General features: G+C 68.5%; 25 protein-coding genes, 1 tRNA gene and 2 pseudogenes. 12 read left to right on the forward strand and 16 right to left on the reverse strand.

The window, feature by feature from the left end; genetic code table 11:
- Window positions 1-85 precede the first annotated feature (85 nt).
- Both Q8N10_RS06025 and Q8N10_RS06030 read right to left on the reverse strand, forming a co-directional pair.
- A pseudogene (locus Q8N10_RS06025) lies at window positions 86-686 on the reverse strand (methyl-accepting chemotaxis protein); the annotation flags it as partial.
- Entirely contained in the window at window positions 679-1311 is a 633-nt protein-coding gene (locus tag Q8N10_RS06030; RefSeq protein WP_304780374.1) for a LysE family translocator, read from the reverse strand. The gene Q8N10_RS06030 and the pseudogene Q8N10_RS06025, both read right to left, overlap by 8 nt.
- A 102-nt stretch (window positions 1312-1413) precedes the next feature.
- On the opposite strand from Q8N10_RS06030, the gene Q8N10_RS06035 reads away from it, so the two are divergent.
- A complete protein-coding gene (locus tag Q8N10_RS06035) occupies window positions 1414-2184 on the forward strand; it encodes a sulfite exporter TauE/SafE family protein (RefSeq protein ID WP_304780376.1) in 771 nt (256 codons plus the stop codon).
- Here Q8N10_RS06035 and Q8N10_RS06040 read toward each other — a convergent pair.
- The gene (locus Q8N10_RS06040; RefSeq protein WP_304780379.1) at window positions 2181-2588 is read right to left on the reverse strand and encodes an MAPEG family protein; all 408 of its coding nucleotides are present in this window, start codon (window positions 2586-2588) and stop codon (window positions 2181-2183) included. The two genes, Q8N10_RS06035 and Q8N10_RS06040, sit on opposite strands and share 4 nt — an antisense overlap.
- A 131-nt stretch (window positions 2589-2719) precedes the next feature.
- On the opposite strand from Q8N10_RS06040, the gene Q8N10_RS06045 reads away from it, so the two are divergent.
- Window positions 2720-2926, forward strand: a complete 207-nt coding sequence (locus Q8N10_RS06045) for a KTSC domain-containing protein (protein WP_304780382.1) — start codon at window positions 2720-2722, stop codon at window positions 2924-2926.
- 64 nt (window positions 2927-2990) lie between these two features.
- On the opposite strand, the gene Q8N10_RS06050 is transcribed toward Q8N10_RS06045, so the two are convergent.
- The 3 genes from Q8N10_RS06050 to Q8N10_RS06060 form a co-directional block, all read right to left on the reverse strand.
- Window positions 2991-3320 carry a DUF6481 family protein gene (locus Q8N10_RS06050; protein ID WP_304780383.1) on the reverse strand — a complete coding sequence of 110 codons (330 nt, stop codon included), beginning with the start codon at window positions 3318-3320 and terminating at the stop codon, window positions 2991-2993.
- A gap of 95 nt (window positions 3321-3415) precedes the next feature.
- A tRNA-Gly gene (locus Q8N10_RS06055) sits at window positions 3416-3490 on the reverse strand.
- Window positions 3491-3598: 108 nt separating this feature from the next.
- Entirely contained in the window at window positions 3599-4345 is a 747-nt protein-coding gene (locus tag Q8N10_RS06060; RefSeq protein ID WP_304780386.1) for a DUF6065 family protein, read from the reverse strand.
- Window positions 4346-4423: 78 nt separating this feature from the next.
- Between Q8N10_RS06060 and Q8N10_RS06065 the strand changes: the two genes are divergently transcribed.
- The 4 genes from Q8N10_RS06065 (at window position 4424) to Q8N10_RS06080 (ending at window position 6800) form a co-directional block, all read left to right on the forward strand.
- Entirely contained in the window at window positions 4424-4945 is a 522-nt protein-coding gene (locus Q8N10_RS06065; protein ID WP_304780389.1) for a prolyl-tRNA synthetase associated domain-containing protein, read from the forward strand.
- A 70-nt stretch (window positions 4946-5015) separates the two neighbouring features.
- Window positions 5016-5912: a co-chaperone YbbN gene (locus Q8N10_RS06070; RefSeq protein ID WP_304780392.1), complete on the forward strand. Its 897-nt coding sequence runs from the start codon at window positions 5016-5018 to the stop codon at window positions 5910-5912.
- A gap of 14 nt (window positions 5913-5926) precedes the next feature.
- Window positions 5927-6589, forward strand: coding sequence for an LON peptidase substrate-binding domain-containing protein (locus Q8N10_RS06075; protein WP_370690226.1), 663 nt, complete (start codon window positions 5927-5929; stop codon window positions 6587-6589).
- Window positions 6590-6599: 10 nt separating this feature from the next.
- Window positions 6600-6800 carry a Trm112 family protein gene (locus Q8N10_RS06080; RefSeq protein WP_304780397.1) on the forward strand — a complete coding sequence of 67 codons (201 nt, stop codon included), beginning with the start codon at window positions 6600-6602 and terminating at the stop codon, window positions 6798-6800.
- Here Q8N10_RS06080 and Q8N10_RS06085 read toward each other — a convergent pair.
- A complete protein-coding gene (locus tag Q8N10_RS06085) occupies window positions 6797-7333 on the reverse strand; it encodes a hypothetical protein (protein WP_304780400.1) in 537 nt (178 codons plus the stop codon). The two genes, Q8N10_RS06080 and Q8N10_RS06085, sit on opposite strands and share 4 nt — an antisense overlap.
- 60 nt (window positions 7334-7393) lie before the next feature.
- Entirely contained in the window at window positions 7394-8647 is a 1254-nt protein-coding gene (locus tag Q8N10_RS06090) for a UbiH/UbiF/VisC/COQ6 family ubiquinone biosynthesis hydroxylase (protein WP_304780758.1), read from the reverse strand.
- Between the two features lie 154 nt (window positions 8648-8801).
- On the opposite strand from Q8N10_RS06090, the gene Q8N10_RS06095 reads away from it, so the two are divergent.
- The 3 genes from Q8N10_RS06095 to Q8N10_RS06105 are packed head-to-tail and all read left to right on the forward strand — an operon-like array spanning window position 8802 to window position 12130.
- Window positions 8802-9905 (forward strand): HlyD family secretion protein, encoded by a 1104-nt coding sequence (locus Q8N10_RS06095; RefSeq protein ID WP_304780402.1) that lies wholly within the window; start codon window positions 8802-8804, stop codon window positions 9903-9905.
- Window positions 9906-9911: 6 nt separating this feature from the next.
- A complete protein-coding gene (locus tag Q8N10_RS06100; protein WP_304780405.1) occupies window positions 9912-11522 on the forward strand; it encodes a DHA2 family efflux MFS transporter permease subunit in 1611 nt (536 codons plus the stop codon).
- Window positions 11522-12130 carry a TetR/AcrR family transcriptional regulator gene (locus Q8N10_RS06105; protein ID WP_304780408.1) on the forward strand — a complete coding sequence of 203 codons (609 nt, stop codon included), beginning with the start codon at window positions 11522-11524 and terminating at the stop codon, window positions 12128-12130. Before Q8N10_RS06100 ends, Q8N10_RS06105 begins: the two co-directional genes overlap by 1 nt.
- On the opposite strand, the gene Q8N10_RS06110 is transcribed toward Q8N10_RS06105, so the two are convergent.
- The 5 genes from Q8N10_RS06110 to Q8N10_RS06130 all read right to left on the reverse strand — a co-directional run bounded on the left by Q8N10_RS06110 (window position 12127) and on the right by Q8N10_RS06130 (window position 15746).
- On the reverse strand, window positions 12127-12945 hold the full coding sequence (locus Q8N10_RS06110) for an enoyl-ACP reductase (protein WP_304780411.1): 819 nt from the start codon (window positions 12943-12945) through the stop codon (window positions 12127-12129). The genes Q8N10_RS06105 and Q8N10_RS06110 overlap by 4 nt on opposite strands.
- Window positions 12946-12955: 10 nt before the next feature.
- On the reverse strand, window positions 12956-13414 hold the full coding sequence (locus Q8N10_RS06115; protein ID WP_304780414.1) for a GNAT family N-acetyltransferase: 459 nt from the start codon (window positions 13412-13414) through the stop codon (window positions 12956-12958).
- Window positions 13415-13418: 4 nt separating this feature from the next.
- A complete protein-coding gene (gene fabB, locus Q8N10_RS06120; protein ID WP_304780417.1) occupies window positions 13419-14630 on the reverse strand; it encodes a beta-ketoacyl-ACP synthase I in 1212 nt (403 codons plus the stop codon).
- A gap of 26 nt (window positions 14631-14656) precedes the next feature.
- A complete protein-coding gene (gene fabA, locus Q8N10_RS06125; RefSeq protein WP_304780761.1) occupies window positions 14657-15166 on the reverse strand; it encodes a 3-hydroxyacyl-[acyl-carrier-protein] dehydratase FabA in 510 nt (169 codons plus the stop codon).
- 64 nt (window positions 15167-15230) lie between these two features.
- Window positions 15231-15746 (reverse strand): SH3 domain-containing protein, encoded by a 516-nt coding sequence (locus Q8N10_RS06130; protein ID WP_370690221.1) that lies wholly within the window; start codon window positions 15744-15746, stop codon window positions 15231-15233.
- A 112-nt stretch (window positions 15747-15858) separates the two neighbouring features.
- Here Q8N10_RS06130 and Q8N10_RS06135 point away from each other — a divergent pair, with 112 nt between their 5' ends.
- The gene (locus Q8N10_RS06135) at window positions 15859-16845 is read left to right on the forward strand and encodes a D-glycerate dehydrogenase (protein ID WP_304780420.1); all 987 of its coding nucleotides are present in this window, start codon (window positions 15859-15861) and stop codon (window positions 16843-16845) included.
- 96 nt (window positions 16846-16941) lie between these two features.
- The gene (locus Q8N10_RS06140; protein ID WP_304780424.1) at window positions 16942-18897 is read left to right on the forward strand and encodes an alpha/beta fold hydrolase; all 1956 of its coding nucleotides are present in this window, start codon (window positions 16942-16944) and stop codon (window positions 18895-18897) included.
- A 9-nt stretch (window positions 18898-18906) separates the two neighbouring features.
- Here the strand turns inward: Q8N10_RS06140 and Q8N10_RS06145 are convergent, their stop codons facing one another.
- Window positions 18907-19953, reverse strand: coding sequence for an aldo/keto reductase (locus tag Q8N10_RS06145; protein ID WP_304780427.1), 1047 nt, complete (start codon window positions 19951-19953; stop codon window positions 18907-18909).
- 60 nt (window positions 19954-20013) lie between these two features.
- On the reverse strand, window positions 20014-21048 hold the full coding sequence (locus Q8N10_RS06150; RefSeq protein ID WP_304780430.1) for an alcohol dehydrogenase family protein: 1035 nt from the start codon (window positions 21046-21048) through the stop codon (window positions 20014-20016).
- A gap of 163 nt (window positions 21049-21211) precedes the next feature.
- Between Q8N10_RS06150 and Q8N10_RS06155 the strand changes: the two are divergent.
- Window positions 21212-21340, forward strand: a pseudogene (locus Q8N10_RS06155) (D-glycerate dehydrogenase); the annotation flags it as partial.
- Window positions 21341-21430: 90 nt separating this feature from the next.
- Here Q8N10_RS06155 and Q8N10_RS06160 read toward each other — a convergent pair.
- A complete protein-coding gene (locus tag Q8N10_RS06160) occupies window positions 21431-23356 on the reverse strand; it encodes a methyl-accepting chemotaxis protein (protein WP_304780433.1) in 1926 nt (641 codons plus the stop codon).
- Between the last annotated feature and the right edge of the window lie 155 nt (window positions 23357-23511).

The raw sequence follows: 23511 nt of genomic DNA on the forward strand, positions 1-23511 counted from the left end.
ATCGGGCGCGCCCCAGGTTTGTCCTCGGGGGAGGAAGCCCGCCCGACGCTGGGGAGCGCCGGGACAGGATCTCGTCAGGCCAGGATCAGAATTCCTCCCAATCCTGGGTCCTTGGCTGGGCGGCCGCGCCGGCGCGGAAGTCGCCCATCAGACGGCGCAGTTCGACGGCCTCGCCGGTCAGGGCGTGGGCCGCGGCGGTGGATTGCTCCACCATGGCGGCATTCTGCTGGGTCACCTGGTGCATCTTGTTGACGGCGGCGTTGACCTCGTTGAGGCCGACCGCCTGTTCCTTGGCCGAGGCCGCGATCTCGCCCACCAGGCCGTCGATCTCGTCGACCTGGGCCACCAGCATCTCCAGGGCCTGGCCGGTCTTTCCCACCAGCTGCACGCCGGAACCCACCTGGGTCGACGAGGCGCTGATCAGGGCCTTGATCTCCTTGGCGGCCTCGGCCGAGCGCCCGGACCTCGGAGGCGACCACGGCGAAGCCCTTGCCGGCTTCCCCGGCGCGGGCGGCTTCAACGCCCGCGTTCAGGGCCAGCAGGTTGGTCTGGAAGGCGATCTCGTCGATCACCCCGATGATCTGGCTGATCTGGGTGGAGGACTTCTCGATCTCGCCCATGGCCAGGACGGCTTGGCGGACAAGGTTGGGAACTTGCGGCCGCAGATTCTCGCCCGACCTAGTGGCGAAGGGCCATCAGGGTGGCGGCGCTGATCAGAAGCAGGCCGACGACGACCTGGAATCCGCGCCGGAACCTGGGTTCTGTCATCCGGCGGGCCAGGGCGGCGCCGCCCAGGCCATAGGCGCTCATCGCGATCACGTCGAAGGCGATGGTGCCGCAGGCGAAGCTGGCCAGCTGCAAGGGCAGGGGACGGTCCGGATCCAGGAACGGCGGCAGGACGGCGGTGAAGAACAGGATCGCCTTGGGATTGGAGATCTGCACCGTGAAGCCGTCGCGCCAGGCGCGGGCCCCGGGCTGGATGGAGGCGGGTTTGAGTTCGCCCATGGTCTCGATGCGCGCGGCCAGCAGGCTCTTGAGCCCCAGCCAGGCCACATAGGCGGCTCCAGCATAGGCGATCAGGTGGAAGACCTGGGGAAAGGCCAGGACCGCGGCGCCCAGCCCCAGGGCGGCCACGCCGAACCAGACCAGGGTCGCGCTGTTCATGCCGGCGACGGCGATCAGGGCGGCCCGCTTGCCGCGCTCGGCCCCGATGGCGATGGCGAAGACGTTGGCCGGACCAGGCGTGACCGCCATCACCGCCATGACGCTCAGGAAGGTCGCATAGCGGGCGGGGTCGACCGGGAGCATCATGGGCCTGGAGCGCTAAGGAGAGAAAAGCTGCGGTAGCCCCGAGGTAATCCCTATTGCCCCGCTGGGAAAGGTCCGCGAAACGGAAGTCGGAAGTGGGGACTCATGAGCTCTGAATTCTGGTTATTCGTCGCGGTAGGCTTCGCCGCCCAGCTGGTCGATGGGGCGTTGGGCATGGCCTATGGGGTGATCTGCTCCACGGTGCTGCTGGCCATGGGGGTGAGCCCGGCCAACGCCTCGGCCAGCGTCCACGCCGCCAAGGTGTTCACCGGCGCGGCCTCGGCCATCAGCCACATCTATCACCGCAATGTCGGCTGGCGGCTGCTGCTGCTGCTGGCCCTGGGCGGGGTGCTGGGCGGGATCGGCGGGACCTACCTGCTGACCTCCATCGATGGCGAGGTGATCAAGCCCTATGTGGTGGGCTGGCTGGGGCTCATGGGCCTGGTGATCCTCTACCGGGCCTGGCGCCAGGCCCGGCCCAAGCTGTTCTCCTGGCGGCTGCCCTTCCCGCTGGGCCTGACCGGCGGCTTCTTCGACGCGGTCGGCGGCGGCGGCTGGGGCCCGGTGGTGACCTCGACCCTGCTGGGAAGCGGCGCCGATCCGCGCCAGGCGATCGGCACCACCAACACCGCCGAGTTCTTCATGTCGGTGGCGGTCTCGGCGGCCTTCATCACCGCGCTGCTCACCGGCCACTGGGAGACCACGGGCCTGACCGACCACCTGTGGTCGGTGGTGGGGCTGATCGCCGGCGGCGTCGTGGCCGCGCCCGTCGCCGGCTGGGCCACCAAGGTGCTGCCGCACCGCGCCTTGACCTGGCTGGTGGGCGTCCTGGTGACCGGCCTCGCCGCCTGGCAGGCCTGGATGCTGTTCGTCTAGACCGTGGCGGTCTGGACCATGGCCCAGATCACCCGCCCCAGGGCCCCGAACAGCAGGATGGCGGCCGCCAGCATCTGGATCACGAAGCCGGCTTCCCGCTTGCCGGGATCGGCCACATAGCCCAGCGCATAGATGATGCGCCCGATGATCCACACCACCCCCAGGGCCGCGGCGACGCGGTCGTCCCAGTAGATGGCGAACAGCCACAGGCCCGCCAGAAAGATCGGCAGCCACTCCAGGGTGTTGTAGTGGACCCGGATATTGCGCTCCAGGTGGGGGTCGCCGTGCATGGCTGGCGCGTCGATGCCGGAAACTTTACGCGCGCCCCCCACCCGCAGGCCCATCCAGACATAGACCAGCAGGGCCACGATGGTGACGATGGCGACTTCGTAGTGCGGTTGCATGATTTCCCCCGATTTCCCTCCGGCGCGTCGGCGGCCGGTTGCGGCCAGGGTGCCACGCGTTGAGGCCTGCGGGAACCATCCCCCCGTCTCGGGGTGTTTGAGTCCGTCGACGGAAACGTCTGGAGGTTCCGATGCAGGTCGAATCCGCCGCTATCAGCGCCATTCGATACGACCCGGACCGCGCCAAGCTGTTCGTACGGTTCCACGACGGCGACGAGTACGTCTATGTGGGCGTTCCCGGCGAGGTGCATCGCAGCTTCGTGGAGGCCGACTCCAAGGGCCGGTTCTTCGCCTACGAGATTCGCGACCAGTACCCCTACAACAAGCTTGAAGCCTGAATCAGAAACGCCCGCGTCCTTGCGGAGGCGGGCGTCTGATGGTCTCGGCGGTGAGGCTTGGCCCCTACTTCCGCTTCTGCTTGCGCGCGGCGTAGCGCAGGTCGCGGGCTTCTTTCTGCTTGGCGCGCAGGTCGAGGTCGCGGGCTTCCTGGGTGATGGCCTCGTCCTCGATGCGCAGGCGCTCGGCCTCTGCGGCGACGGCGCGCTTGGCTTCGCGCTCGGCGTTGCGTTCGGCGCGGACCTTCTCGAGCTCGGCGGCCTCGGCGGCCTTGCGGGCTTCGATATTGGGGTCGGTGACGGTGGGCTTGGGCTTGAAGCGTTCCAGCAGCGCCTTCTTGGCCGCGGCGGAGGTCGCCTGGCGGTCGGCGTGCTTCATGCCTTTAGGTTCGAACATGCGGTCTTAAAGTTCCTAGTCAGGGCCCGGTTCCGGTTCGCCGTCCCCTCCCCCGGATGGGGAGGTACGCCGGGCCTGCGGGTCGATCGAATTTCTGGAGCGGGCGAAGAGATTCGAACTCTCGACCCCAACCTTGGCAAGGTTGTGCTCTACCACTGAGCTACGCCCGCACTCCGTGAAACCGATCCCCGTGAGGATTGGCCCCGAAATTCGAGAGCGGGCTTATGGCAGAGGGTCCGGGGCTTGGCAAGCAGGGCTGGTCTCTATTGTCGTATTTCTCAGCCCATGAAGCGTGGGGCCTTGAGGCGGCGCTTATTGACGTGGTCCTTCGGGGCCTCGTTTTCGATCTCCGGCGGGAACTCGCCCTTGAAATAATAGCGCTGCCAAGCCTCCTTGGTGGCCTCGGGATCGAGGCGGAAGATCCTGGCGTTGAACTCCGCCCGGTGCTTCTCCCAGACGTCGTACTGGTCGCGCAGTTCCGGGTTCCGGCTCATGGACTTGATCACCGGCTGCACCTGGGCGAGCTGCTTGTCCTGGGTCAGGGTGATGAAGCAGAAGGGCTCGCCCTTCTCGAAGCGGACCTTGCCCGGCCGGGTGAAGATCCAGTTCATCGTGAACGGGAAGGGCAACCAGTCGGTCTCCACCAGGCCGGCCAGGGGCTGGATGCCGTCCTTGACGTGATTGGGCGGCCCCTGGACGATCATCGACCAGCCCGGCGGGGTGCGGAACAGGTAGCCGGGGTGGAAGGTCACGACGCCGTGGCTGAAGTGGCTTTTGACGAAGTTGTGGAAGTCGGGGTGCGGGTAGTCGGTCTTCAGCTTGATGTCGTCCTGGTGCGTCCCCCCGGTCCACTCGGCGGTGAAGGCCATGGGGCAGAGGATTTCCCAGCCGGTGGTGTTGGCCATGGAGAGCGGCAGGCAGCGATAGGGATGGCGCTCGGCGAAATGATCCATCCAGGCGCGCTGCGGCCGGCCCGGCACGATCTCCGGCGGGCGCTCGGCGGTGGGATAGCACTCAAGTTCCATGGTCGGGCCTCAGACTGTGACGAACCTCAGGTCTAGCCAGCCTGTCCCGCCCGCGTCCAGTTCGCTAATCATCCCGGCATGAAGACACGCCCTGACCTGATCGCCTTCTTCGACGCCCAAGGGATCGACCACGCCACCACCGAGCACGAGGCTGTGTTCCGGGTGGGGGAAGGCGAGGAGATCAAGCACGGCATAGCCGGCGCCCACACCAAGAACCTGTTCCTGAAGGACGCCAAGGGCCGGCTGTGGCTGATCTCGGCCCAGGACAGCACGGTGATCGACCTCAAGCGCCTGCACCCGGTGATCGGTTCGGCCAGGCTCTCCTTCGGCAGCGCCGAGCTGATGGCCGACGCGCTTGGGGTGACGCCGGGGTCGGTCACCGCCTTCGCCATGATCAACGACACCGACCGGCGGGTGACCTTCGTGCTGGACCGGGCGCTGGCCCAGGCCGAACAGGTGAATTTTCATCCCCTGACCAACACCGCCACCACCACGGTGAGCCAGGCGGGCCTGCGGAAATTCTTTTCGGGGCTTGGGATTTCGCCCCTCGTGGTGGATTTCACCACCCTGTCGGTGGTGGAGGATGGTTTCGTCCGTTGAAGACCGCGCCGCTTGGGACCATTTTAGCCGCCACGACGTTCAAACCCCTTAGACGGGAAAGACCAGAGCCATGACCTTGATCGGCGAAACCGCCCCCAACGCCGGTGGCGATCTCATCATCGACGGCAGCGACGCCGGCTTCATGGCCGATGTGATCGAGGCCTCCAACGCCGTTCCGGTGATCGTCGACTTCTGGGCGCCCTGGTGCGGCCCGTGCAAGCAGCTCGGCCCCTCCATCGAAAAGGCGGTGCTGGCGGCCAAGGGCAAGGTCAAGCTGGTGAAGATCGACATCGACAAGCATCCGCAATTCGCCGGCCAGCTGCGCGTGCAGTCGATCCCGGCGGTCTTCGCCTTCTCCGGCGGGCGGCCCATCGACGGCTTCATGGGCGCCCTGCCCGACAGCCAGGTGAAACAGTTCGTCGACCGCATCGCCGGCCAGGCCCCGGCCAACGAGGCCGACGAACTGCTGGCCATGGCCAAGGAGTCCCTGGACCTGGGCGACCTGGGCGGGGCGGCTCAGGCCTTCGCCCAGGTGCTGCAGGCCGATCCGGCGAACCTGAAGGCCATCGGCGGGCTCGCCCGCGTCTACCTGCAGGGCGGCGACGCCGAGAAGGCCCGGGAGATCGCCGACATGGCCCCGGAAGGCGCCAAGGACCCCGATCTGGACAGCGTGCGCGCGGCGCTCACCCTGGCCGACGCCGCGCCGGAGGAGACCTCGGACCTGGAAAAGCGCATCGCCGCCGATCCCGATGACCATGAAGCCCGCTACGAACTGGCCACGGCGCTCGCCGGCCGTGGGGCCTGGGAGGCGGCTTCCGATCACCTGCTGAAGATCATCGAGGCCGACCGGACCTGGAACGACGAGGCCGCCCGCAAGCAGCTGATCACCATTTTCGAGGCCGCCGGGCCAGGCTCGGACATTGCGCGCTCCGGCCGGCGGCGGCTGTCGGCGATCCTGTTCTCATGAAGGGTGAGCGGGCCATACCCGGCGGCTATCAGAGCCCCTCGGATCTGCCGCAGGTGATCCCGGTCTTTCCCCTGGACGGCGCCCTGCTGCTGCCCGGCGGCGAACTGCCCCTGCGGATCTTCGAGCCCCGCTACCTGAACCTGGTGGACGACGTCATGGCCGGCGATCGCATGATCGGCATGGTCCAGACGAGGGCCGGCGGCGAGCGGACCCGGCCCAACCTCGCCCATGTCGGCTGCGCCGGCCGCATCACCAGCTTCAACGAGACCTCCGACGGCGCCTATCTGATCACCCTGACCGGCGTCTGTCGCTTCGAGGCCGGTGAGGAACTGGCGGTCAAGACCCCCTATCGCCAGGTGCGCACCACCTTCGCCCCCTTCTTCGGCGACCTGGCCGACGAGGAGGTCGATACCGACGAGTTCGACCGCAAGCGCTTCGCCGTCGCGCTGAAGAAGTACCTTAACCGCCGCGAGCTCGACATCGACTGGGACACCGCCGAGACCGCGCCCCTGGAAAGCCTGGTCACCAGCCTGGCCATGGGCCTGCCCTTCGAGCCCCTGGAAAAGCAGGCCCTGCTGGAGGCGCCGACCCTCGTCGAACGCGTCGACGCCCTGACCACCCTGCTGGAGATCGACGCCCTGGAAGACGGCGATGACGCCGGCCATTCCATGCAGTAGGGATGACGCCATGACGCAGCCCCTCCCCGCCCTCACCGTGGACATCGATCCGCGCCTGCTGGAAATCCTGGTCTGCCCGGTGACCCACGGCCCGCTGACCTATGACCGCGACAAGGCCGAACTGGTCTCCAAGTCCGCCAAGCTGGCCTATCCGATCCGTGACGGCGTGCCGATCATGCTGCCGGAAGAGGCCCGGGAACTGACCGACTAGAAGGCGAGCACCCGGCGCACGCTCTCCTCGACGGTGGGCGCGTCGGTGATTTCAAGAACGGGGCAGGTCAGGCCTGAGAGCCAGAACCTGTGGCTGGCCAGGCTGCGGCCACCGTTGGAACCGTCGTCATAGCCCCGCGACCAGGTCATGAATTTCACGTGGGCCTCGTGCATGTCGCCCGCAGGCAGGATCCGGTCGCCGTAGCGCAGCCGCTCGCGCGCCATGCTGCGCGCCATGCGGATCTCCGGGTCCAGATACAGGAACACCACCAGATCGAAGCGATCGGCCACCTCCAGCCCCCAGGACAGCAGGGAGCCGGAGATCACCCAGCTCGCATCGGCCGGCAGGGCGGCCTTCAGCATCGGCAGTCGGTCCTCCTGCGGACGCTGGGCGGTGAAGGGCGGCTCGGTGGTCAGCCAGAAGAAGTGGTCGCTGTCCTGGTGGGGCACGTCCATGGCCTGGGCCAGGGCGGCGCCCAGGGTCGTGGTCCCGGAGCCCGAGGCTCCGACGATATGGATGCGCTGCGCGGCCATGCCCACTCCCCCTGGCCCCTCAGATACCGCGCCCCCCGGGGGATGGCCACCATGGGCCTTTTAAAGCGCCTCGCCCCGCAGCAGCCGGGGCAGGTCGCCGGAGGCTCCGCCCGCGTCGTGCATGAAGAAGCGGCGGGCGGGGCCGATCCGGTTGACCACCGACATGCCGGCCCCCCGCGCCAGGCGCAGCAGGGGATTGTCGTTGGAGAACAGCCGCACGAAGACGTCGGTCGCCGCCGCCAGCATGATGTTGTCGAAGCTGCGCCAGCGAGCGTAGCGCTCCAGCACCAGCTCCGAGCCGATGTCCTCCCCCAGGCGCGCGGCGTCCACCAGAACCTGGGCCAGGGCCGCGGCGCCCTTCAGCCCCAGGTTCAGGCCCTGGCCGGCGATGGGATGGACGCCGTGGGCCGCGTCCCCCAGCAGGGCGGCGCGGGGCGCGCACAGCCGCTCGGCCAATTGCAGGGAAAGCGGATAGGTGAAGACCGGGCCCTCCACCGTGGCCTCGCCCAGGAGGGGCCCGAACCGGCGCCGCAGATGGGCGTGGAAAATCTCCGGGCGCGCGGTCTTGAGGGCGGCGGCCTTGGCCCTGGGCTCTGTCCAGACCAGGCTGGCGCGGTCGTCGGTCAGGGGCAGGATGGCGAAGGGGCCGCCGGGCAGGAAGAATTCGTGGGCCACGCCCTCATGAGGCCGTGAAAGTTTCACCGTCGCCACCACCCCGGTCTGCGGATAGTCCCAGCCGATGGCGTTGATCTCCGCGGCCGCGCGGACCACCGAGTTGCGGCCCTCGGCCCCCACCACCAGCGGCGCGGTCAGCACCCGGCCGTCCTCCAGGGTCACTCGGGCGCAGGCGCTCTCGAACGCCACGGAGGCGACCCGGGCCGGAGCGAGCACGGTGATGCCCGCCTTTTCAACGGCCTTGGCCAGGGCGGCGCGAGAGCGGCGGTTCTCCAGCAGGTAGCCCAGGGGCTCGCCATCGGAGCGGTCGGCGATCTCGGCGGAGTCGAAACGCAGGTAGAACGGTGAAGGGTTTCCCGCCGAGGCCCCCGGGCTGCGGCCGTCCGTCACCAGGATCTGTTCGATCCGCTGGGCGTGGGGCTCGATATCCTGGGCCAGGCCCAGGGCGCGCCACTGGCGGAAGCTGGCGAAGGCGATGGCCGAGGACCGCCCGTCGAAGGTCGGCGCCAGCTGCGCGTCGAAGACGATGGGGTCAATCAGCAGTGGCGTCAGGCCGCCCTGCTTCAGGGCCAGCGCCAGGGTCGCCCCGGCCATGCCGGCCCCGGCTATGATCACGTCGGCGTCGAAGGTCTCGCTCATGGCCCGATATGCCGACGAACGGGTGTGGGCGTCCAGCCCCGGGATCACCCGATTGTTGGACGCCTGCGTCCAATTATCCATTGCCGAGAGGTCGCCTGAATGTTTCCTGGACCGAGCGGTCCAGTTTTAGCGGCCGGCAGTTGGGGATAGGCGTATGGCGGGCATGCTGAAGACTCGACGGATGACGCTCGCCGTGGTCGCCCTGGTGGCCCTCGCCCTGGCGGTGGGCGGCGGGCTCTGGTGGGCCAACAAGCAGAAGTACGAGTCCACCGACAACGCCTTCATCGCCGCCGACAAGGTTTCGGTGGCGCCGCAGGTCGACGGTTATGTCGCCCAGGTGCTGGTGGAGGACAACCAGAGGGTCGCCGCGGGCCAGGTGGTGGCGCGGCTGGACGCCGCCAGCCTGCAGGCCAAGCTTGCCCAGGCGGTCGCCAACGCCGCCGCCCTCGACGCCGCCGTGCGCGGGGTCGACGACAAGTCGGCCCTGGAGACCGCCATGATCGCCCAGAAGGCGGCCGGCTTGGATTCCGCCCACGCCCAGGCCCAGATGGCGACCGCCGAGCTGAACCGGTACGGGGCCTTGGCCAAGCAGGGCTGGGTCTCGTCGCAGCGGGCCCAGTCGGCCAAGGCCGCCGCCAGCACGGCGGCCGCCGGTGTCGCCCAGGCCCAGGCCGCCCTGGCGGCCGAGCGCCGAGCCGCCGAATCCTTGGGTTCGGCGCGAGACCAGACCTTCGCCCAGGCCCAGGCGGCCCACGCCGCCGTCGACTCCGCCCGCATCGATGTCTCCCGCACGGAGATCCGCGCGCCGGTGGCCGGGGTGGTGGGCGCCAAGGCCGTGCGGCCGGGACAGTATGTCCGACCGGGCTCCAACCTCATGAGCATCGTGCCCCTGGGCCAGGCCTATGTGGTGGCCAACTTCAAGGAGACCCAGGTCTCGCGCCTGCGGATCGGACAGCCGGTGGAGATCCGCGCCGACGCCTTCGGCAAGCAGGTCATCCGCGGCCATATCGACAGCTTCGCGCCGGCCACCGGCTCGGAATTCGCCCTGATCCCCGTGGAGAACGCCGTCGGCAACTTCACGAAGATCGCCCAGCGCCTGCCGGTGAAGATCGCCGTCGATCCCAAAGAGCCCCTGGCCGGGGCTCTGAGGCCCGGCCTGTCGGTGGAGGTGAAGGTCGATGTGCGCAAGGCCGCCGGCCTGGGCTTCGCCGACGCCACGCCCCCGACCGAACTCGTCCGCCGCGGCGTGTCGCGCTGACCCGCCGTGGCTGACGCCGCCGTCATAGCCCCCGCCCAACCAGGCGCCCCCGGAGGTCACGTCACCGCCAGCGGGGCGGTCGACTGGACCAAGGTGTTCCTCGGCTTCGGGGGCATGGTCATCGGCCAGTTCATGGCCGTGCTCGACGTCCAGATCGTCGCCTCCTCCCTGGCCCAGATCCAGGCCGGCGTGGGCGCCAGCGCCGACCAGATCAGCTGGGTGCAGACCATCTACCTGCTGGCCGAGGTGGTGATGATCCCGCTGGCCGCCTACTTCTCCAAGATGTGGGGCACGCGGCCCTTCTTCATGGCCGCCACGGTGGTGTTCATCGCCGCCTCGATCCTCACCGGCATGGCCACCTCCTTCGAGATGATGATCGTCACCCGCGCCATACAGGGCCTGGCCGGGGGCGCCATGATCCCCCAGGTGTTCGCCGCGGCGATGACGGTCTTCCCACTGGAGCGCCGGATCACCGCCAATGTGGTGGTGGGCCTCATCGTCACCCTGGCGCCCACCATCGGCCCCACGGTGGGGGGGCATCTCACCGACGCCTTCGGCTGGCGGTGGCTGTTCTACATCAACGTGATCCCCGGCCTGCTGTCGCTGTTCCTGGTGGCGCGGTACGCCGACTTCGACAAGGGCGACCCCAGCCTGGCCAAGGGCATCGACTGGACGGGCCTGGCCTTCATGGCGGTCTTCCTGCTCAGCATGCAATACGTGCTGGAGGAGGGCTCCGGCGAAGGCTGGCTGAAGGACGACGCGATCCTCTGGCTCTCGGTGCTGGCGGCCCTGGCCGGGGCGGCCTTCGTCTGGCGACAGCTCACCTATCGACAGCCCATCGTCTCGCTGGCCCCGTTCAGCGACCGGAACTTCGTCATCGGCACGGTGATGAACTTCGTCTCCGGCATGAGCCTCTATTCCGGGACCTTCGTCCTGCCCCTCTATCTGGCCCAGGTGCGGGACTATTCCCCCGGCCAGGTGGGGACCACCATGCTGGTCTCAGGATTGGCCATGTTCCTGGCCGCCCCCATCGCCGGCCGGGTGATCCGCGCCATGGACCTGCGGATCGGCATGGTGCTGGGCTTTTCCCTGGTGGGGATCGGACTGGGCCAGGGCATCCACGTCGGCGACGACTGGGGCTTCAACGAGTTCCTGGTGCTGCAGGTCTGCCGGGGCCTGGGCGCCATGATCGCCATGATCGCCGCCTCCCAGATGAGCATCTCCACCCTGCCGCTCAGCATGATGAAGGACGGCTCTGGACTGCTGAACCTGATCCGCAATGTTGGCGGGGCGGTGGGCCTGGCCATGGTGACCACCATCCTGTCGCGGATGAGCGCGGTCCACATGGGAACATTGTCGGCCTCCTTGAACAGCGGCAGCCTCGAGGCCCAGGAGATGATGACCCGGCTGGCGGCGATGATGGAGGCCGCAGGCGCGCTGGATCCCCAGGGCGGCATGTACAAGATGATGGGCATGATGCTGCAGCGGAAGGCCTTGGTGATGGCCTTCGCCGATGTCTTCATGTTCCTGACCATCGGGTGCGCCGCGGCCGTGGTCCTGGCCCTGCTGGCCCGCCCCGCCCCGGCCGCTCCGGCCCAGCCGCCGGGAAGCCGCTGATGCCCCGCCTGGCCGGACAGATCGATCTCGCCAAGGGGGAGGCCATTCTCGACGCCGCCGTACAGGTGCTCGGGGAACGGGGGCTGGCCGCCTCCATGGAGGAGATCGCCCGCCGCGCCGGGGTCTCCAAGCAGACGATCTACAACCACTACGGATCCAAGGCCGAGCTGGTCCGCGCCCTGGTCCACCGCCGCGTCGCGGGCATCACCGCGCCCCTGGAGATGCCGGGCGCCGACGAACATCCCGAGCAGGCCCTGACGGCCTTCGCCCGCGAGATGCTGCACGCCCTGATCAATCCCCGCGCCAACACCATGATGCGGGTCTACATCTCCGGCGCCACCGAGGCGCCGGACGTGGCCCTGGCGGTGTTCGAGGCCGGGCCCAAGGCCTCGCGGGGCCGCCTCGCCGACTTCCTCGCCCGGGAACACGCCGACGGCCGCCTGGCCGTGGACGATCCGGCCATGGCGGCGGAGTTCTTCGGCGGCATGGTGGTGGGCACCTACCAGCTGGCCGGCTTCCTCGGGGTGGACCTAGGCCTGACCCACCCTCAGATCGAGGTGATCGCCCTGGAGGCCGCCCGCCGCTTCCTGCGGGCCTACAGCCTTTAAGCCTCGGCCCCGAAGTCGTCGGGCAGGCCGATCATGTGGAAGCCGGCGTCCACATGCACCACCTCGCCGGTGGTGGAGCGGCCGAGGTCCGACAGCAGCCAGAGCGCCGCGCCGGCCACCCCCTCCATCGAGGTGTCCTCCTTCAGGGCCGACATGGCCCGGCCCTGGGACAGCTTTTCCCGGCCCCCGGCGATGCCCGCCAGCGACAGGGTGCGCATGGCCCCGGCCGAGATGGCGTTGACCCGGATCTTCGCCGGGCCCAGGTCGCGGGCGGCGTAGCGGGTGGCGGCCTCGAGGCCCGCCTTGGCCACCCCCATGGTGTTGTAGTTGGGGATCACCCGCTCCGAGCCGAGATAGGTCATGCAGATGATCGAGCCGCCGTTCGGCATCAGCCGCGCCGCCCGCTTGGCGCAGTCGACGAAGCTGAACACCGAGATGTCCATGGCCTGGAGGAACCCCGCCCGGGTGGTGTTCTCCACGAAGGAGCCCTTGATCTCGTCCCGAGGCGCGTAGGCGATGGAGTGGACGAAGAAGTCGAGGCTCCCCAGATCGGCCTCGATCGTCGCGAAGGCCGCGTCCATCTGGGCGTCGTCGGTGGCGTCCACCGCCACCACGGTCTTGACCCCGATGCTGTCGGCCAGGGGCTGCACCCGGCGCTCCATCCCCGGCAGGTGCAGGAAGGCCAGCTCCGCCCCCTGGGCCGCCAGCTGGGCCGAGATGCCCCAGGCGATGGACTGGTGGTTGGCGACGCCGATCACGACGCCCTTCTTGCCCTTCATCAGGTCGCCCCTGGGCAGGTCATAGTCCTCAGCCACGGCGGATCTCCTAAGGTTTGATGCGGTAGCCCACGTGGCTCTGCTCGAAACCGAGCCGGTCATAGAAGCGGTGGGCGTCGGTGCGGGACTTGTGGGTGAAGAGCTCCACCGCCTGGCAGCCACGGGCGCGGGCCACCTCCAGGGCGTGGGCGATGAGCTGGGCGCCCAGGCCCTGGCTGCGCAAGGCGGTGTCCACGCGGACCTCCTCGATGAGGGCCAGGTCCGCGCCCTGGTTCGACAGGCCGGGGATGAAGGTCATCTGCAGGCAACCCACCACCGCGCCTTCAAGCTCTGCAACGGTAAGACTATTACCGTTGCTGGCCTCGATGCGGTCAAAGGCGGCGTAGTAGGCCTCGGGCAGCGGGTCTTCGAAGCGTTCCCGGCCTGAGCCGAGCGGATCGTCGGCCAGCAGTTCGACGATCCGCGCCACGTCCTCGCGGCGCGCGGGACGGAAGACCGGCGCCGCCAAGCCCCTAGACCCGGGCCATCACCAGGCAGCCGTTGGTGCCGCCGAAGCCGAAGCTGTTGGACATCACCGTCTCCACCTGCTGGTCCAGGCGCTTGCGCAGGATCGGCAGGTCGGCGAAGGCGGGGTCGAGGGTCTCGATGTGGGCGCTCTCGGCCAGGAAGCCGTTGTTGAGCATCAGCAGGGAATAGATCGCCTCCTGGGCGCCGGCCGCCCCCAGGCTGTGGCCGGTCAGCGACTTGGTGGACGAGATATAGGGCGCCTTGTCCCCGAAGACCGAACGGACGGCCTCCATCTCCTTGATGTCGCCCACCGGGGTCGAGGTGCCGTGCGGGTTCAGGTAGTCGATCTTGCGCCCGCCCAGGTCGGCCATGGCCAGGTTCATGCAGCGGGCCGCGCCCTCGCCCGAGGGGGCGACCATGTCGAAGCCGTCGGAATTGGCGGCGTAGCCGACGATCTCGCCGTAGATCTTGGCCCCGCGCGCCTTGGCGTGCTCGTACTCCTCCAGCACCACGAGGCCGGCGCCGCCGGCGATGACGAAGCCGTCGCGGGCGGCGTCATAGGCGCGGCTGGCCACGGCCGGGGTGTCGTTGAAGTTGGAGCTCATGGCGCCCATGGCGTCGAACAGCACGCTGAGGGTCCAGTCTAGCTCCTCGGTGCCGCCGGCGAACACCACGTCCTGCTTGCCCATCAGGATCTGCTCGTAGCCGACCCCGATGCAGTGGGTGGAGGTGGCGCAGGCCGAGGAGATGGAGAAGTTCAGGCCCTTGATCTTGAACCAGGTGGCCAGGGTCGCCGAGGGTCCCGAGCTCATGGCCTTGGGCACCGCGAAGGGGCCCACGCGCTTGGGGCCGCGGGTCCTGGCCGTCTCGGCCGCCTCGATGATTGCCCTGGTGGAGGGGCCGCCCGAACCGACGATCAGGCCGGTGCGGACATTGGAGACCTCGGCCTCTTCCAGCCCGGAGTCGGCGATCGCCTGCTCCATGGCGATATGGGCGAAGCCCGTGCCCTGGGCCAGGAAGCGGGCCGCCCGGCGGTCCACAAGCGATTCCCAGTCCAGCTGGGGGCGGGCCTCCACCTGGCTGCGGAAGCCCAGCTCGGTATATTCCGGGGCGGCCCGGATACCCGACTTGGCCTCTTGCAGCGAGGCGAGGACCTCATCGGCGTTCACGCCAATGGAGGAGACGATACCAATACCGGAGACGACGACGCGGCGCATGTTTGCTCCCAGATCCGAACGGCCGTTTATCGTTGATAGAGACCGACGCGGAGGTCTTGAGCCCAGTAGATGGGCTCGCCATCGGCTTCGAGGATCCCGTCGCCGATGCCCATGACCAGGCGGCGGTTGATGACCCGCTTCATCTGGACCTTGTACGTGACCTTCTTGATATTCGGGGTCACTTCACCGCCGAACTTGACCTCGCCGCAGCCGAGCGCGCGACCGCGGCCCTTGCCGCCGATCCAACCCAGGTAGAAGCCCACCAGCTGCCAGAGAGCGTCGAGGCCCAGGCTGCCGGGCATGACGGGGTCGTTGATGAAGTGGCAGTCGAAGAACCAGAGGCTGGGATTGATGTCGAACTCGGCCTCGATATAGCCCTTGCCGTGCTCGCCGCCCTCGTCGGTGATCTTGGTCATGCGGTCGAACAGCAGCATCGGCGGCGCCGGCAGCTGGGCGTTGCCCGGCCCGAACATCTCACCGCGCGCGCACGCCATGAGATCTTCGTAGCTGTAATTGTCCTTGGCTTTCACGCCCATGGTCATTCAGGTGGCCTTCCGGCTTTCAAAGAGGGTCAGGGCCTATCAGAGCCGGCCGCGTCGCTCAACGGCATTGGGGCTTGTCGTCGGTTCCCCAGAGGTCTGACGCCTGGGCCCAACCCGAGACGCCGTCCACCCGGAGCTTGCACCAAGCCTTGCTGTCACAGCGAACCAACGCGGCCAGGGAGCGAGCGTTCAAAATGGCGTGCACGGGGGCGTCGGGCTTGGCTGCGCTGCGCAGAGGCAGGGGGGCTGCTTGGGTGCGCATCACCATGCGGCGACCGTCGGTGGTGCGCCGGTGCACCCAGGCCAGGCCACGCTCAGGGTCGCAGATGCGCCGCCACTCGGTGTTTTCCGCCACCACCTGCACCGGCAGGCCCTTGACCCGATAGACCCACAGCAGCCGGTGATCGTCGCCGGGGCCGGCGCGGGCGTTCACCTCGTCGAATTTCAGGGCGACATAGCGGGGAACCGGCAGGCCCGATGGGGTCGGGCGCTCCGCCGCGGCCGCACCCTGCGCCGCGCCGAGGCCCCAGAACAGGGCCGCCATAAAGATCGGCGCCCACGCCCGCGCGCTCATCGCCGTTTCCGCCTCGCCTTGGCCGCACATATGCCCTTTGCTAGAGGTTCATCTCACGACGCGCCATAGTCCCGCGCACCGCACGCCCTTTTTCGAGTTCCGCAAACCGCCCATGCCCGCCCGAAAGCCCAAAGTCATCGTCACGCGCAGGCTTCCCGATCCCGTGGAAACCCGGATGCGCGAACTGTTCGACACCCAGCTCAATCTCAATGACGAGCCCCTGGACCGCGCAGCCCTGGTCGCCGCCGTGCAGATCGCCGACGTTCTCGTCCCCACCATCACCGACAAGATCGACGCCGACCTGCTCAGCCACGCTGGGGACCAGCTGAAGCTGATCGCCAATTTCGGGGCGGGCGTGGACCATATCGACGTGGCCGCCGCCAATGCGCGCGGCATCAGCGTCACCAACACGCCGGGCGTATTGACCGAGGACACCGCCGACCTGACGCTGGCCCTGATGATGGCGGTGTCGCGCCGAATCGTGGAGGGCGCCAATGTCGCCCAGGCCGGCGGCTTCACCGGCTGGGCGCCCACCTGGATGATGGGCCGGCGGATTTCGGGCAAGCGCCTGGGGATCATCGGCATGGGCCGTATCGGCCAGGCCGTGGCGCGCCGGGCCAAGGCCTTCGGCATGCAGATCCACTATCACAACCGCAAGCCGGTCAGCCCCCGCATCGCCGAGGACCTGGAGGCCACCTACTGGGAGAGCCTCGACCAGATGCTGGCCCGGATGGACATCATCTCGGTCAACTGCCCCCACACGCCCGCCACCTACCACCTGCTCTCGGCGCGGCGGCTGAAGCTGATGCAGTCCCACGCCATCCTGGTGAACACCGCCCGCGGCGAGATCATCGACGAGGGCGCCCTGGCCGACCAGCTGACCAAGGGCGAGATCGGTGGCGCGGGCCTGGACGTCTTCGAGTTCGAGCCGGCCATCAATCCCCGCCTGCTGAAACTCCCCAACGCCGTCCTCCTGCCCCACCTGGGCTCAGCCACGGTGGAGGCCCGCACCGAGATGGGCGAGAAGGTGATCATCAACATCAAGACCTGGATGGACGGGCATAAGCCCCCAGACCGGGTCCTGACGTCGATGCTGTAGGGCTTGACGGACCCGCCCCGGACCTGAACCCTATCCAGGGTTGTTCGGGGGATTTCCGTGATCACAAGACGCAGTGCGCTAGCGGCGGGCGCCGGCTTGCCCTGGCTTAGCGTGACCCTGGCCCAGGCGGCCGAACCGACACCCCCCACCGTCGAGGAACTTCTGCGGAGCGCCAGCGTGTCGGACGCCGCCCTGTCCCCCGACGGGGAACGGGTCGCCATCCTGCGGGAACAGACCGAGGGCGGAAAACGTAAGGCCATCGTGGTCCTGACCAAGGCCGACGGCTCGGCGGCGCCGGTGCGGGTGGTCATAGGCGATCACGATGTGAAGACCGTGGAATGGGCCAGCAACGAGCGCCTGCTGGTGACCATCAGCATGTGGAAGTCGGCGTCGGGGGAGCCCTACGGCTTCAGCTTCTACGGCTTCTTCCTGCCCTATCCGTTGCGCCGGATCATCGCCATTGGCGTGGACGGCTCCAATCCCCTGATGTTGTTCGCCGACCAGGCCAAGGTTCTGAAGTCACAGTTCGATCTGTCCCGTGTCGTCGACTACATGTGGGACGATCCCCAGCACATCCTGATGCAGATCTGGAGTGGGCGGCATGAGGCCTGGTCTCTGCAGAAGGTCGATGTGCACACCGGCAAGTCCGAGCAGATGGAACTCGGGACGACCTCCACCGACTTCTGGATGACCCAGCGTGGGGTCCCCATGATGAGGTTCGACTCCACCACCCGCGGCACGGTGAGCATCCAGGGCCGTGCGCCCGGCGAGACGGCATGGAAGCTGATCCGCAAGGCCCGTCGCGACGAACTCGACAAGCTTCCGGACTTCGATGTCGCGGGCCCGACCCCGGCGCCGGGCGTCTTCCTGGTCGCCCAGGCCCGCGAGGGCGAGGACGCGCGGGTTCTGCGCACCTTCGACATCGCGACCCTGCAATTCGGCGAGGTGGTGGCCCAGCGTCCGTCGCGGGACATCGAAGAGGCGATCATCGACGAGGACCTGAAGCTGCTGGCCACCGCCTACCGGGAGGACCGCCTGGAATATCAGTTTGTCGACCCCAAGCTGGCGGCCCACTTCCGGGGGGTGAACAGCTATTTCGGCAACACCTGCAATGTCCGGCTGTACGACATGAACCTGGCCCACACCCGGTTCATCTTCAACGTCACGGGGCCGAAGGACGCCGGCGCCTTCTACATGTATGACACCGGCAAGCGCGCGGTGGAGGCCATCGGCGATCGCTTCCCCTGGCTGCCGCCCGAGCGCTTGGCCGGCATGGAGGCGCTGAAGCTCAAGGCCCGCGATGGCACGGCTCTCAGCGCCTACCTCTCGACCCCGATCAAGGCCGCAAAGGGCCCCCTGCCGATGCTGGTCATGCCGCACGGCGGGCCGGAGTTACGCGACAAGTACGACTACGACTTCATGGTCCAGGCCTTCGCGGCCCAGGGCTGGTTGGTGCTGCAGCCCAACTTCCGCGGCTCCGGCGGCCTGGGCCGCGCCTTCGCCGACGCCGGGCGCAAGCGGTGGGCCGATCTGATGCAGGAGGACGTCGAGGACGCGGTGGCCCATGTCGTCGCCCTCGGCCGCGCCGATCCCAAGCGGCTGGCCATTCTCGGCTCCAGCTATGGCGGCTACGCCGCGCTGATGGGGACGGTGCGCAAGCCAGACCTCTACAAGGCCGCGGTCTCCATCGCAGGGCCCTCGGACCTGCTGACCCTGATGGCCACCGTTCGCCGGGAGGAGGGGGCGGACTCGCTATCCTACGCCTATTGGCTGAAGACCATCGGCGACCCCAGGGCCGACGAGGCCCTACTCATTCGCGGCTCCCCGGCCCGGCGGGCCGGCGAGATCACGACGCCCGTTCTGCTGATGCTTGGCACGGAGGACAGCACCGTGCGGCCCAGCCAGTCCAAGACCATGGCGGACGCCATGTTCGCGGCCGGCAAGGGGTGCGAGCACGTCCTGCTGAAGGGCGAAGGGCATACCGGCTGGCAGGACTCGACCTGGACCACTGTGGTGACCCAGTCGGCCAAGTTCATCAGCAAGTATATCTGAGCGCGTCGCCTACTTGGCCGCAAAAGGTTTCGGCCGGCGCGCGCCGCCCTGGCGTTCCAGCATCCAGCCGGGATATTCGGACGGCAGGGCGCTGATCTCGTCGAGCCTGGCGATCTCGTCGGCCGTCAGGGCCAGGTCCACGGCGGCCAGGTTATCGTCCAGCTGCTCGATCGTCTTGGCGCCGATGATCACGCTCATGACGTGTGGCTTGGAGAGCAACCAGGCCAGGGCCACGCGGGCGACGGACACGCCGTGGGCCTCGCCGATCTCGCGCATGGCGGCCACCACCGGCCAGGCGCGGTCGGTATTGACCGGCGGGAAGTCGAAATTGGTGCGCCGCGCGCCATTCACCGGCGGGGCGCCGGGGCCGAACTTGCCCGAGAGGAGTCCGCCGGCCAGGGGCGACCAGACCATCAGTCCGAGCTTCTCCTCGGTCAGCATGGGGACCAGCTCGCGCTCCAGGTCGCGGCCGGCGATGGAGTAGTAGGCCTGCAGGGTCTCGAACCGCGCATAATCCTTCGCCGCGCTGATCCCCAGGGCCTTGGCGATCTTCCACGCCGTCCAGTTGGAGACGCCGACATAGCGCACCAGGCCCTGGCGGGTCAGGTCGTCCAGGGCGCGCAGGGTCTCCTCGATGGGGGTGACCGTGTCATTGCCGTGGATCTGGTAGAGGTCGATATGGTCGGTCTGCAGGCGCTCCAGGCTGCCCTGCACCGAGTCCATGATGTGGCCGCGGCTGGCGCCCTTGTCGTTGGGGCCGGGCCCCATCTCGCCGAACACCTTGGTGGCCAGGACCACGTCCTTGCGCGCCACGCCGAGGTTCTTCAGCGACTGGCCCAGCAGCGTCTCCGACTGGCCGTAGGCATAGACGTCGGCGGTGTCGATGAAGTTGACCCCGGCGGCGAGCGCCTTGCCGACGATCCCGTCCACCTCGCCCTGGTCCAGGGCGCCGATCATTTTCCAAATGCCGGCGTCGTTGTCGCCGCCGAAGGTCATGGTCCCCAGGCAGATTTCCGAGACGAACAGGCCGGTCCGGCCAAGCTGGTTGTATTTCATGGGGTCGCGCTCCTCAGGCTCAGCAACAGCTAGGCGCGCGCCATGACGGCCGCAACCACGTCAGGGCGTCAGCACCATCTTCAGGGCGCCGGCCTCGCGGGCGTCGAACAGGCGGTAGGCCTCGGCGCCTTCCGACAACGGCATCTGGTGGGTGATGTAGCGCTCGGGACGCAGGCGGCCGCCCTGGATCAGCGGGATCAGTTCGGGCCACCATTTGGGCACCGAGCAGGTGCCGATGCGGAAGGTCAGGTTCTTCATGAACGAGACCCCCATGGGGAAGTCGAAGCCCCGGCTCTGGTTGACCCCGATCACCGAGACCACCCCCATCCGGCCGACGGCCTTCATGGCCAGCGCAATGGTCTCGTCGGCCCCCACCGCCTCCACCGCGCAGTCGGCCATGCGGCCCGAGGTGGCCGCCGCGATCTGGGCGATGGCGTCGTCGCCAAAGGCCTGGGCCCCCAGACTTTCGGCTATGGCCCGGCGCTCGGGCACCCGGTCGATGGCGAACACCCTGCTGGCGCCCAGGACAAAGGCCCCCTCCACCGCCATCAGGCCGATGGGGCCCAGACCCACCACCACCACGGTCTTGCCGGGACCGACCTCGGCGTAGCGCAGGCCATGCCAGGCGGTGGGCAGGTTGTCGGTGAGCATCAGGGCCTGGTCGGCGGTGAGGCCCTCGGGGATCGGCGTGCAGTTGAAGTCGGCGGCGGGCACCCGGATGGCCTCGGCCTGGCAGCCCTCCAGCCGATGGCTGAGGCCGTAGCACTGCATGGCGTTGTCGGCGCAGAGGTTGATCTCCCCGGCCAGGCAGGGCCCGCAGGCGCCGCAACCCACGGCCGCCGAGATCATCACCTTGTCGCCGGACTTCAGGCGCTGGACGCCCCGGCCCACCTCGACAACCTCCCCCACCGCCTCGTGGCCGACGCAGAAGCCGAGATCAGGCGAAAAGCCGTGGCCTTGGTAGATGTGCAGGTCGCTGCCGCAGATCCCGCAGCGCTCCATCTTCACGATCACGTCGCGGTGGTCGGCCAGGGTCGGGTCCGGGAACCCCTCATAGCGGATGTCACGAGCCCCCTGGTACAGCAGCGCCTTCATGGATCGAGCCTCCTTTTTCTTTAAGGGAACGCCGCCTGACCCAGGGGCGGTCAAGGGGCGGGCTTGACGGCCAGGCTTGCGACCCCCAGCCTACCTTGAGTTGTTGGGGGGACGTCAGATGATCACCAGGCGAACGGCCGTCGCGGCCGGCATGCTGCCGTTTGTCCTGCCCCACCTGGGCTCAGCCGCGGTGGAGGCCCGCACCGAGATGGGCGAGAAGGTGATCATCAACATCAAGACCTGGATGGACGGGCACAAGCCCCCAGACCGGGTCCTGACGTCGATGCTGTAGGGCAAAGGCTCGACCAAAGGTCGCACCCCCAAGCCTGGATGGATGGCCACAAGCCGCGCGACCGGGCCCTGACCTCGACGCCCTCCGGCCTCAGAACGCCTCCCAGAGCTCAGGCTTCGGCTTGCGCTGCGCCGACCCGTCCCGGGCCGCTGGGGGGAAGGCGTGGCGCAAGGCCTGCTGCTGGCCCCGGGCGCCCCGGACGGTCGCGGATGAGGCGGCCAGCGCCACCACAGCGCCGGTCTCGAACTGTCCCACCAGACGGGTCAAATCGGTCGTCTCGTTGGCCAGGGCCAGACTGGCCGCCGTCGACTGCTCGACCATGGCGGCGTTCTGCTGGGTCATCTGGTCCATCTGGTTCACGGCGATGTTCACCTGGGCCAGGCCCGTGGCCTGCTCCTGGGCCGACGCCGAGATCGCGCTGACGATCTCTGTGATTTCCGCGACCTGGGTGACGATGCGCTCCAGGGCCTTGCCGGTCTGACCGACCAGATCGACGCCCAGGCCGACCTGGGCCGAGGACGCAGCGATCAGGGTCTTGATCTCCTTCGAGGCCGTGGCGGAGCGCTGGGCCAGGGCCCGCACCTCGGAGGCCACCACGGCGAAGCCGCGCCCGGCCTCTCCGGCGCGGGCGGCTTCGACGCCCGCATTGAGGGCCAGCAGGTTGGTCTGGAAGGCGATCTCGTCGATCACCCCGATGATCTGACCGATCTCCCGGGCCGAGGCCTCGATGCCGCCCATGGCCGCGACGGCGCGACCGACCACTTCACCGCTGGTCTCGGCGTCGCCGCGGGCGGTCGCGACCACCGTGCGGGCGTGGCTCGCGCCCTCGGCGGTGTGCTTCACCGTGGCGGTGATCTGATCGAGGGCTGCGGCGGTTTCCTCAAGGCTGGCCGCCTGCTGCTCGGTGCGGCGCGACAGGTTATCAGCCGCCTGGCTGATCTCGCCGGCGCCCGAGCCGATGGCGGCGGTGGCGGTGGCCACCTCCTGCATGGTGCGCTGCAGGTTGGACATGGTGTCGTTGAAGGTGGTCCTGAGACCCTCATAGTCGGACGCAAAGGCGTCCTGGAGCCGGAAGGTCAGGTCGCCGCCGGAGAGCTTGTCCAGACCGGCGGCGATGGCGGTGACCACCGTGGCCTGCTCGGCGGCGGACCTCGCGCGGGCCGCCTCGTTCTGGCCCCGGTCGGCCTGGGCCTCCGCCCGCTGTGCGATCGCTTCGGCTTCCAGCCGCTTCATCGCCAGGCCGTTGTCCTTGAAGACCTGGACCGACTTCGCCATGACCCCGATCTCGTCGCCGCGCGACCGCCCCTCCACCTCGACGGTGAGGTCTCCGGCCGAGAGCTCAGCCATGCGGTGGGAGAGGTCGGTCAGGGGGCGGGAAATCTTGCTGACCGCGACCCAGGCTCCAACGGCCAGAGAGGACAGCAGCCCGGCCAGGCCGACGATCCACACCAAGCGGATCGAACTGACCACCGAGGCCGAGTTGGCCGCTGAGGCGTCCTGGCCGAGTTTGGTTTGCGAATCGCTGAAGGCCACAAACTTGTCGATCAGACTCTTGATGTCCTGGTCGGCGCGCTTGAGCGTGGCCGTCGCCTCGACGGCTTCGTTGCGCAGGGCCTGGGCGGTCGCGGCCTCAAGAACCCGGTCGACGACTGCGAGCTGGCTCTTGAAATCGTCATAGGCGGCGGCGTTCTCAGGGGCGAGCAGCCGCGCCTCATCCAGCAGCTTCACCGCGGCGGCGTTGCTCTTGGCCACCTGTTCTGCCGCCTCGACGGCCTCCTTCGATTGGGGATCGTGGGCGACGACGCGATAGGCGTTGTACCCCATGTCCGTCATCAGCCGGCCCGCACGGATCGTCCGGATCATGGCCGCCGCTCGGTGGTCGAGGTCAGCCGAATAGCTGGCGTCGATCGCCGTCAGCTTCGAGGTCGAGAACAACAGCAGGCCCAGGCTGGCGATCCCCAGGAGTCCCATAACCAGCAGGATTTTCGTGGCGATCTTCAAGTCGTCGAGTTTCATTGGGAGGCCCCGGCCGCACGCGCGCCAGACTTGGCCGCGTCGGGAGGGACGCGCCCTGGAGGCTTCCCACTCCTTAAGATCACCAGCGCCGCGTCGAAGGAGCGCGGGCGCCCGGGTCCCGCTAGACGGCCTGGGCCGGCGGGCGCGGCCCTGGC

Source organism: Phenylobacterium sp. (assembly GCF_030693625.1).
Lineage (GTDB): Bacteria > Pseudomonadota > Alphaproteobacteria > Caulobacterales > Caulobacteraceae > Phenylobacterium > Phenylobacterium ferrooxidans.